The organism is Mesorhizobium sp. WSM2561 (assembly GCF_000513915.1).
Classification (GTDB): Bacteria; Pseudomonadota; Alphaproteobacteria; order Rhizobiales; family Rhizobiaceae; genus Mesorhizobium; species Mesorhizobium muleiense.
The window spans coordinates 19,637-30,155 of the sequence record NZ_AZUX01000059.1; the positions used below are offsets into that span (position 1 = coordinate 19,637).

Sequence of the window (10,519 nt, forward strand, 5' to 3'; positions counted from 1 at the left end):
CAGTTTCCTTCCCTCCACCAATCACCATCTATCTGAAACAGCGAGGCTTTCTGCCGCAGCCGGGCTGTTACGTGACCCTTGCTGGCTGATGTGTTTCGCATTTTGCAGCACTTTGCAGCAATACGCGCCAGAAACGACCACTGTCGCTGTCGCCGGTTCGTCATCGAACTGGTCTGACCAATGGCATAGATGTCGTCGATCGTGATCAAGCCGAACTCTTCGTTGCCTGGCTAGGTTTCACTATTGCCAGCATTTTTCCGAAGACGCGTTCATGAGGTACGCGACAGCTACCGTTGAACTAGCATCCGAACTGGATCATTGATCGAGGTCGTCGGCCAGCCAAAGCCGAAGCGCCCGACGTAGTACCTTTCATGCAGGAATTCCAAGTCCTGCTCCCATTGTCTGATGGCTTCGTCGAGCCGGTCCTCGTCGCTTCTCTTCGCGTTCCGTGAAAACGCAGCCAGGGACTCGGCCATTTTTCGGAGCCGGTGTGCGCTTCCGGGACTTCCCCATGCCCGCATGTAATCGGCATCGAAGACGCGGGGCAGTTTCCCTTCGAACGCGCGCCAGAATCGCCTACCGGACGACTGCGGGAAGTCCGGCAGCCTTCCCTACCCGGCACTCCAGATAAGACAGCATACCCTCGGACCGCAGTTCCGGAACCGTGGACGTTCCGGAACGACCCAGCGCTTCTGAAGACGGCCACGCGAATTCTTCGTCCTTGCTCCAGTCGAGCGTGTCCCAGGCCGTCTCGACCGCGGCAATTGCCTTTCGGGCGCGCTCATGCTCCGTCGCTCTGGAGGGGTCGCTTAGAACCTTCACGGCGTTCGACCAGAGGACGATCAGCCTCTCCGGAGGAAGGTTCGCAATCGTAAGCAGAAGTCTGCTCACGTCTCCGCCATTCGATGCGGGGGACTGCCGGGCAGCATTGGACGACTTATCTGCGGTTCTGTACTTCTTCGGGATTTCTTCCCCTTCGAAGGCCCTGCTTTCCAGAAGCCGTGTGCGGCCCCGCGGCAGGATCGAGATGGCTCGCGCTTCGCGATCGATGTGGCCTAGCGTCTTATGGTACTCGATGCAGAGACCTATACGTCCCTCGAAGCTGTCTCCTGATATTTATGTCGTTGCCGCAGGTGCAGAATAGCCTAGAGCCTTGGCCGCTGCGGCTCGAACCTCGGCATGATGCTTCGGGCCCGCGTCGATGGCAGCGAGAACTGCGCGCATCATTTCCCCTACACCTGGCAACTGAGGTGACCGTGAGGACCTTGCCTTCGTTGGAGGTCTCTTGGTGTTCGCAGCAGGACCTCGGAGGATTCTGAAAACATAGGCGTTGGGCCGCATCTCGACCTCGGCCAGCTTTCCGGCGCGCTCCATAGTTCTACGAATGCGACAATCTCGGCGGCAGTAACGGCCGCGTTATTCCCTTCCGCATCCTTTGCAATAATCCGGCCCGCAGGGACAATCACCGTTCCGCCTTTGTCGATGTTGGCCGCGATGTATTCCATGAGCGAGGAGGCTACGCGCACTCGTCTTCTTGCCGTTGGACTAAGAGGAACGGCTGTCTGCGATTTCCTCGCCTTCGCCATCCTCGGCGAACTCATGGCTGCCGGCGCACGTGCTCGGCGCGCTTTCGCCTTCCTGTCCTTTGCCTTGGCCATCCTGCCCCCCAGCCACCCAAAATGCACACCTAGAGAGTTGGATCAATAGCTGCGCTCTTACCAGACGGAACGTAGCTATTCTGTCACGCTGAATTCTTGAATCGGCCACCAGCCTCCGATCAAATCGGGGGTGGACTGTGAAGGTCGCTCAGCATTCGTGTGCGGGGGCGACGAGGTGGTTCGATTGTTGCGTTGTTGCTGGTGTCGATCCGTCCCGCATAAGGCCGCGCGGTATCCCGGCACCGCAAGGGGGTTGGGGGTACATGGCCAGCGCCACCCGCCGCCGCCCCGCCTCTTACTGGGCGCCTCCGCCATCCTCCCGCTTGTGTAGATTGTGGCAGCGCCGCCCCAGTGCAGCGGGACAAACCCGGCACTGAACTGGGAAATGGCAAAATCCAGATGAAAACCGCTCGCCGAGCGGCCGGATCGAACTCGGTTCAGGCGACAACGACGTTGAGGCGAATCGCGCCAAACGCAGACATCCAGTCTGGGCGCTTCCACGAATTGTGTGCAACTTAGCCAAAAAGCTCTGCGCTGTCAGCTCAACGCAATTCTGCTTGGCGGGCCGGCGATGATACTGCCGGGTCACCAATAATCACATAGTTGCGGATGTCGATAGCAGCCCTTCTCGCGGCATTTGGTTGCACAGTTTCATCGGTCGACGATGGAAGTAGCTCGGACACTAGCAACGTAACGTTGAGCGCAAAACGGCGCCGAAAACCTTCCATCGCAAGTCCAACAGTATAGCCGTTCATCAGTTGTCGAAGTGCTTGCGTGAACAGGCTTGGCACATGATAGCGGGCCGGCTCAGTTGGTCCTGTCTTCAAGGGCTCTATTGAAAACGCCCAATTCGTATCAACGTGCCCAATAAAAGCGAGTGCTCCGCGACGATCAGGAATTCCAAGCCATCGCATGGGAAGCTTTGACATCAAATCATAGTTGGCAAGCTCCCGTCGTCTTTCAGCCGGGTATTCCTCAAAGTCATCGAATCGGGGCGTACCAGCGCTGTAACCAACAAAAGCAAATACGATTGTTCCCTTTAAATCAATCTCCGCACTGCTATCTAAAGCGGAAAAGTACATATCCTCCGTTATAGCCTGCCGCCCCGCGAATTCAGCGCACAAGATCGCACCAGCTAACTCCTTTTGTCTGGGATCATCTTTAGAGAAAGACAATCCGTGAGATGCAATAAACAGCAACGCGGGAGGTTTTCCGCTTCTCAATATACCTGTTAATTGAGACTTTGTCGCCGACTCTCCAATTAGTTTTGTCAGAGACCAGTCGAAGGAGGTCCAACTCTGCTTTTCTTCCTCAAATGATCTAGTGACCGGCTCGAGCAGCCATCTGGCACCCATTTCCGAAGTTATATCATTTTCATGCGTTGGTCCAAATATCAGGGCGGTGGCTGACCCTGAATATGTAGCGGTTTCTGCATGAACAACACTATCTGCATAAGCTGAGTATTGCTCAGGTTGTTCAAAGAAGATGCGGCCAACGGCGTGATCGATGGCAAGTTCATACTGCATTGAGTAAGGAATTTGCTCAGGACTTCCGACGATGAGCAGGTAGTACGGAATTGGGTCCAATGCACCCGAGTCTGCTCCGTATCGCGCCAACAGTTGCCGAGCCGTCTCACCGGGTCGATACGCTAGCTCTAGGTACTTTGAGCCCGCTCCGTTCCGGCGATGCTCGAGAAGTTTCTGCAACAGCGCACCCGTGTTCGATTGCGAGTTTTGCGGAAAAATTGCGCCCCAACCTCGCTGGCTCAAATCCAGCCCGCGCTCAGTCTTGATTGCTTGTTGAGCCCGTTCTTGCTTCACCATTGCAAGTGTTGTAGCTGCTTCCGCCAATTGGTGCTGACGACTAATCTCGGCCTGGCGCAGTGCTTCCTTTTCCGCTTCCATCTTCTGACGAAGCGCAAGGCTTACCTCTATAAAGTCCCGCTCAGTCTGGCTGAGATCGTCGCGCCGCTTTGCTAGCCATTCGTTGGCCTGAGCCAACATGCCGCCGCGCAATAGCAGACCCTCGTCCTCGCGGTTAGCCAGCCACAACTCGATGGTCAACTTGGATTGGCGCAGCCAAGACTGGAAGTCGCGGTCGCGGTTGATCCATTCAACGAGCCTCGGCCAGTGGTGAATCAACGCCTCATGCACCACCTCAACGGTCTCGCGCGCCGTCAAAGTATTGGTTACCACGAGCCGGTTTTCCTCTCCAGCCAGTCGCTGTGCGAGCCCCCAGACTTCGTCACCCAGTTCCGCCTTCTCGACCACACGCCGCGTATCCTCCTGACCTTCACCTAGGGTCACCAACCTTGTGAAGAGCCGCTGAAAGGCCTTGTCCATCGCGGCATCGTGGCCGTTCTTGGTCAACCGCAGAAACACCGCTTCCGCGCGCTGCGCCAGCGCGCCTTTTATGCCTCCAATATGGTTGTAGCTCTTGCGGGTGATCTTTTTGCGTTCCTGTCGTCCCCACATCTCTCGCAACGCGAACTGCAGCAGCGGTAAACCGCCGGGCTGACTCTCGACGGTGTCGAGCAGCGTCTCGACCAGACCGGGCTCGAACGCGACCCCAGCGTTCTCCGCTGGGCGGATAATGGCCGCCTGCAATTCCTCCCGCGTCATCGGGCCAAGGTTTTCCGTGTGGTTCTGCAGCGCATCGTTAAGCTGGCGATGGTATTGCGCCCGGCCGTAGAAATCCCCGCGGATGGTCAACATCAGGCAGATGTCTGGGACAGTGCCCGCCGCCGGATCGGGAAAGCCGGCGAGTAGAACATCGATGAATCGGTTTCGAACTGCGTCATCTTCGATCAGGGTGAAAGCTTCCTCGAACTGATCCGCAATCAGCAAGATGCGGCGCCCCGTGTTCCGGCTGCGGCAATCGGCGAATACGTCGCGCAATGATAACTCGCCGGCCTGCAGGCTGGCTGCCAACAATTTCGTGTTTCTCAATCGTTCAACATCGGAGTCGCTTGCGACATAGAGCGGCGCTAATGCGCGCGACAAGGCCAGGAATGGGTCGCGCTCCAACTCAGTACCAATGCGAAAGTGGCTGAATCGCCAGCCGCCCCCGCTGTGCAGCCGCGGCGCTAGACCGGCCAGAACGACGGAGGATTTGCCACTACCAGAAGCGCCGACCAACGCCGTGAAACTCTGCCGTCCAACTGCCTCCACCAATCTGGTGATAGCCGCGTCGCGTCCGAAAAACAGACCCGCATCATTCGGCCCGAAATACGCTAACCCTGGATAGGGGCAGGGACCGACCGGCTCGCCACTGGCCGTTTCAGCAGGGTCGTCTGGAGCGCGATTGTAAAATGTAAAGTTTTCGATAAAGACCGAGCCGGGGCCGACCTTTCGTTTTGGCATCGCCCGAACCTTGAGCGTTGGATCGAGTTCGGCCAAGAATTCTGATGGGCAGGCGTAGGCGGTGCCGGCAACTGACCGATCCTCCGGCCCAAGGGCGAAGCGTACCAGACCGACTACTCCGTTGCGCACGAGAACCGGCCCCCCCGAAAATCCTCTGGGGTCGCCGCCGATCCCGGCCGCGAGTTGTTTGCTGTAGAGCTGAATCGCCGGCGTGCCATAAAGCTCGCCTGAGTGGTTGGTCACTCTCCCATCAATCGCGATCCCATCCAGCGGTTGCATGTTGGGAAAGCCAAATGTTTCCCAGTGGCCGCGTGAGCGCGGCAGTGCTTGGAGGGGCAGCGGTTGGGATGTTGGCGGACCATCACACTTCAGCAGAACACAATCGGCCGTGTAGTTCCAACGGAGCGGCGTCGCCGTGGTGGCATGACCTGGAAATTCCAAATTGATCGTGCCGAGCCACTTTGGAGTATCTCCATCCAACGGCACTTCCACATCGTGATCCGCTACGCAATGCAGCGCCGTTGCCACAAGGTTCTTTTCGATCAGGAAAGCGGTTCCGCGCACCGATATTTCACGCCCAACCGTAATCTTGGCGATTGCGGCGCGTATGTTCTTGTTCATATCTTCCTCTCGGCAATCGGTAATAGCCGTTCATCGCCAGCGGATAACGCTACGGCACCGCTGTCGGTACTGTGCACAACTCGGCCGCGGTCACGTTGCCGGCATCGTCCACGTCGAGTCGGACGTACGTCGGTCGAAACAGCGTCCAACGCGTGAAGTCTCCGCGCTTCAACTCGTCGATAAAGTTTCTCAGTGCGCTGAGCGCTTCTGCTTCGGGACTGGCAAGTATCTCGATCGGAAAGCGTAGGACATCTGCCCACGTCCCCGAATTCAAATACCAACGGCCAGTGTCAAGCTCAATGCACTTAGCTTGATGCGTGTGGCCAAACACGACGTAGCGAAACCCGCCTTTGGTCAGTTCGCGTGCCGCATTGAGATATTCCGTCAGTGTCTCCACGCTCTCATTAAACGTGTCTTCTTTCTGCAGGCCGCGTATCGCTTTGAGCAACGCACCTAAACGTGTTTCCAATCGCGCAGACTCAGAACCCAACACGAGATCAAAGACACCGAGCGCCTTATCCAAAGTCTCCCTGACACCAACATCCATTCCGGCCACCGATCGCACGGCCTTGAGCTTAGAATCGTCATCGATCTGGCGGAGAAAATTCGTCGAGTCATTCCCGAGTGCATCTCTGATCACGCCCTTGAGCGCTTCCTCCTCGTTCAATGCACCAAGAAGCGATTGCGCTGAGCCTATACCCACGGACTCCCCCGTGGCCCCGATGCTATGACCAAACGGCTGATCCGGTTGGACGGGTGCATTAATGTCGCCACCGAATTTCGGCAACGCGGGACCCTCAAGGCCGTGGCTACGGGTCCAGTACCAAAGCCGGGCAACGTTGCCGAATCGCTTGCGATAGCTTGGTTCGAGTGCAAGCAAGATAGGAACGGCTGCGGAAATTTCCGGCTTGAGCAAATCGATAAACGGATACTTCAGCTTGATCTCGTTCATCACCGAGGTGACCAATAGGCTGCCAGGTGGTGGCGCAAATTCGTATTGTTTCGGGACCGCCTGCCGCCGCGAAATCAGGGAGCGAACACGGCGCAAGGCATCTAAATCGATTTGATTCCAAGAGTCATATCGGTTTCCGTGCTCGATCAGCGCGTCGCCGATCACATAGGCCTCACCGTCCTGGACGAATTCAAAATTGTGACTCGGCTGGACGCCGAGCGCTTGGCGCAACGCGGCCCTTACTGGAGGAAGGCTCAACTCAATATCATGATTGCCGAGGAGGACAGTTAGTCGGCCCCCTACGGCTAGAAATCGGCCGAACGACGCAAATACCTGGGGGTCCCTTGCAGCGATGGCATTGAACTTATCGACCGCCAACTGCGGATCGGAAGTGAAAGGCGACCAGGCGTTGGCGTCGCCATCGCGTTCGGCAAGAAAATCTACCGTGTCACCGTTCAGGACCAGTTCGTACGGCCCCTTTTCAACCATCTCCTTTGCCAATTGATCGACAAAGTGCACAATCGTGTCGGCATGGGTGCACAATCGAAAGCCGCGATCTCCGGCTTCCCCGGAAACCGGGTAGGTGCCTCCCAAGTGAAGATCAGAAATAATAAAGACTTTCCGCACAGGAATTGCCTATCGGCTAGGCGCCAAGAGTACGAGTGTGTGACGTTGGGTAGAGATCGTCAACCAATCACTCCACCCGGGGCTTCCAAAGTTTTCGGAAAGTCTACACAATTGCGGAAATAGGTCAGGAAGGCTGTCGCATGGGACGCCGCTGCCAGATCTGCTCGAATACCAGCATTAACATCATTAACAGGGCGCTGCTCGGCGGCGCCACGCTGTCGGAGATAGCACGGCGGTATGGCCTAGCGCTGGGCTCGCTGCATCGGCATCGGTCCAAATGTCTCGGCCTGCCGACCTCGCGGGCGGTGACTGCGGCGCCCTCACGCCTCGCCGCCATCGAGGCAGCGTTGCCAACCAGGGAAGAGGTGGCAGGGGCTTAGCATCGATCCGATCGCAGCTCGACGACATCAACGTCGCCGTCAACGTCAAAACGGGCCGAACATCACCATCGTGATCGACAAATTGCTCGCCGTGGTCGACGACGCGGCGACGAAGGAGAAGCTGGCGGCGGCGCTGCTCGAGCTTGATGGCATGCCGGCATCGGCAAGGTCCGCGCCACCGACGATCGACGCCGTCACCCGGCCCGAGCCTCCGGCAATCGACGCCGGCGCTCCGCCGGCAAAACCTGCAACGGAGGCAGACAGTGTCAGCGACACTCCCCGACAGCGTGACCTGCAATGGCGGAGAGCCGCCGGCTGGCGGCCACAGCATGCTCGACACGCTCATACCGGAGGCCGCGGCGTGAGCGCGCATGGCAAGTTGTCCGAGCTGCAGACCGGCGCCTACACGCTGTCGCCGTCGGTCTGGGCGGACAGGGAGCTAAAGCCGAGCCTTGGACTCGGTAGCGAGTCGGTTTGAGCGGAGAACGTTGGATTTCAGCGCCCTTCCCGCTACCACTCACCTCTTACACAACGTTCTCTAAGTAGACGTGGCGGTATGAAAACCCCGCAGTTCTGCGGGCTTTCGGCCGAAAGCTGTAGACCGGCCATGGTAGCGATGGCACCTTCTTTGCTCTCTATGAGCCGATATTCTCCAAAGCTGGGGAGTGCGCCTATTTGCTCCCAAGCTTTCTACCATTGAAATCACATGGTTTTTCGGATGCGAAGCTGGGGGTGGTTTGCAGCGAGCCTGCTAAGCGAGGAATGCACAGAAATAACTCGCCATTGGATCAGCTGGTCAGTTCCCATTGGGCTGACGGCAGACCGTCCGCTGGTAGGACCAGCCGACCGAAAGCGGACAACCTGACCAACCGGTGCCAAGGTCTGGGATTGGCCCTAGCCCTGCAAATCACAAGTGTCCGCATCTGGCGCAACGAGGAGTCTTCGCGTCCAGATCGTTCCCGAACCTGGAAACGGTTTGTGCAGATCGGGCGAATAACTTGAGCACGGGCCAATCGCCCGGCTACGATCAAATCATGGAACAACGTCGCATCACGATCGCCGACTTGCCAAGGGGGGGTTACGACCACGCCTTACATCATCAGCTCGCGGATCGAGGACGCCGACGTTACAACCCGTATTCGTTCGACTTTGACTCAACGCCGCTCAGCCTCGATGAACCGGCAGAACATTGGGATGAACCCGTCAAGAAGAACCATCTTGAAAACCGGGCAAGCGCTATCGAGCGTCTGAAGCTAGAACACGGCGAGGGTAACATCGACGCCGTTATCCAGAATACGAGAGACCTTGGCCCTAAAAGCATGTCGCTCGTAACCTATCACAACTCTATGCATTGGCAGGCACGTTCGGCCTTCGTGGTGGGAGCGTATTACCCGGCGCTTGTCGCCGCTTGCGCATTGGGCGAGCGCATACTCAATCACCTGATCCTCGACCTACGCGACAGCTTCAGGTCCTCGCTGCACTACCGAAAAGTCTACAACAAGGATTCGTTCGACAATTGGCCGCGCTCCGTCGAAATCCTCACCGACTGGAATGTACTCCTGCCGGAAGCAGCCGAGAATTTCCTGAAATTGGAAACGCTGCGGCATCGATCGGTTCACTTCAATCCTGAGACCTATACGACCATGCGCGAGGATCCTCTTGTGGCGCTGAGCCTGCTTGGCAAAATCATCTCAAGGCAGTTTGGCTATTTCGGCGGCCAGCCGTGGTTCATCGAAAACACTCCTGGCGCGCAATTCATCAAGGCAGGCTATGAAAACCACCCGTTTGTGCGGACCTATCTGATCCCGGTAAGCGGTTTTGTCGGGGTTAATTATGGGATGGAATTGCTGGGGCATGGGTGGGTGCACCTAGACTACGCCGACTACGGCGATGGCTCGCTTAGCGACGAAGAGTTCGCAAAGGCGGAGCGGGAAAGAGATCCGGCCAGGCCAGACATGAGTTGCTGATGTGCGTCGCCTACGAGGCACCCTATGCCGATGACGACGAAGACGATCAGGATGCCTTGCTCGAATGGCACATCAGTCGCGCTCCGAGGTCACCGGGTACTAGGGCCTGAACTTCAAGAAACCACCCCAAGCCCTCCTCAGTGCAAGGGGGTCGTCGCACATTCCAAAATCAGTTGAGTCGATCGATTTCCCAGTTCAATGCTGCCGCGAAGCTGACCCACAACAGGTAAGGCCAAAGTAGCATCGAGGCCGTCGGATCGATCTGCCAGAACGCCAGGATGGTCAGGACGATCGCAAGCCAGAGAAGCGTGATGACCACGAGGCCACCTCGCGGGCTGTGGAATGAAAAGAATACCCACGACCAGGCCGCGTTGAGCGTGATCTGAACTAGAAAGATCGCCACCGCAAAGCTGATCCAGTCGGCGTTAGCTTTCAGCACGCGATAGAAAGCATAGGCCATCATCAGGTACAGCGTCGTCCACACCGGGGCAAATACCCAATTAGGTGGGTTGAAAGAGGGTTTGGTCAGGTGGGCGTACCATGTCGGTACGTTGGGAATGGTAGCGAGATTGCCGGCAATTGCCGCCGCCGCGACCGGCACGATAGCCGCCAGAATGAGAAGAAGCGTGCTCGTCCCCGGATTGATCATGATGCCCCTTGTGTTGAACAGAGACGCAGTAACGCTGGAGGGGTCGGCGAAGTTTCACCGCCGCAGTCGCAAACCCATATGTTGCGCGGCGACAAAGCCTACCCGGCTAAGACCAGAAAGAACTTGCCTTGATGGGGCCGGCGAGCACACTGCAAACGGTGGTTTGCAGTTTGAACACCCCGGAAACAGCAGCATGACGAGCGCAGTCGCCTACTTTCGAGTCTCCACACAGCGGCAAGGGCGCTCGGGCTTGGGCATCGAGGCCCAGCGTGCCGCGGTCGCCCGCTTTGCCGAGGCCGAGGG

Annotated in this window: 6 protein-coding genes and 1 pseudogene; 4 read left to right on the top strand and 3 right to left on the bottom strand. The window is 57.6% G+C overall.

Annotated features, from left to right (window positions below; genetic code table 11):
- Window positions 1–2,200: 2,200 nt before the first annotated feature.
- Both M727_RS39375 and M727_RS0130170 read right to left on the bottom strand, forming a co-directional pair.
- The gene (locus M727_RS39375) at window positions 2,201–5,641 is read right to left on the bottom strand and encodes a serine protease (protein WP_051505808.1); all 3,441 of its coding nucleotides are present in this window, start codon (window positions 5,639–5,641) and stop codon (window positions 2,201–2,203) included.
- A gap of 49 nt (window positions 5,642–5,690) precedes the next feature.
- Entirely contained in the window at window positions 5,691–7,220 is a 1,530-nt protein-coding gene (locus tag M727_RS0130170; RefSeq protein WP_198032723.1) for a metallophosphoesterase, read from the bottom strand.
- Window positions 7,221–7,360: 140 nt separating this feature from the next.
- Here M727_RS0130170 and M727_RS0130175 point away from each other — a divergent pair, with 140 nt between their 5' ends.
- The 3 genes from M727_RS0130175 to M727_RS38100 all read left to right on the top strand — a co-directional run bounded on the left by M727_RS0130175 (window position 7,361) and on the right by M727_RS38100 (window position 9,567).
- Entirely contained in the window at window positions 7,361–7,600 is a 240-nt protein-coding gene (locus M727_RS0130175; RefSeq protein ID WP_027155711.1) for a hypothetical protein, read from the top strand.
- A gap of 70 nt (window positions 7,601–7,670) precedes the next feature.
- On the top strand, window positions 7,671–8,078 hold the full coding sequence (locus M727_RS41940; protein WP_027155712.1) for a hypothetical protein: 408 nt from the start codon (window positions 7,671–7,673) through the stop codon (window positions 8,076–8,078).
- Between the two features lie 556 nt (window positions 8,079–8,634).
- Window positions 8,635–9,567, top strand: coding sequence for a hypothetical protein (locus tag M727_RS38100; protein WP_156941684.1), 933 nt, complete (start codon window positions 8,635–8,637; stop codon window positions 9,565–9,567).
- Window positions 9,568–9,736: 169 nt separating this feature from the next.
- On the opposite strand, the gene M727_RS0130190 is transcribed toward M727_RS38100, so the two are convergent.
- On the bottom strand, window positions 9,737–10,216 hold the full coding sequence (locus tag M727_RS0130190; RefSeq protein WP_036263982.1) for a TspO/MBR family protein: 480 nt from the start codon (window positions 10,214–10,216) through the stop codon (window positions 9,737–9,739).
- Window positions 10,217–10,409: 193 nt separating this feature from the next.
- Between M727_RS0130190 and M727_RS43375 the strand changes: the two are divergent.
- Window positions 10,410–10,519, top strand: a pseudogene (locus tag M727_RS43375) (resolvase); the annotation flags it as partial.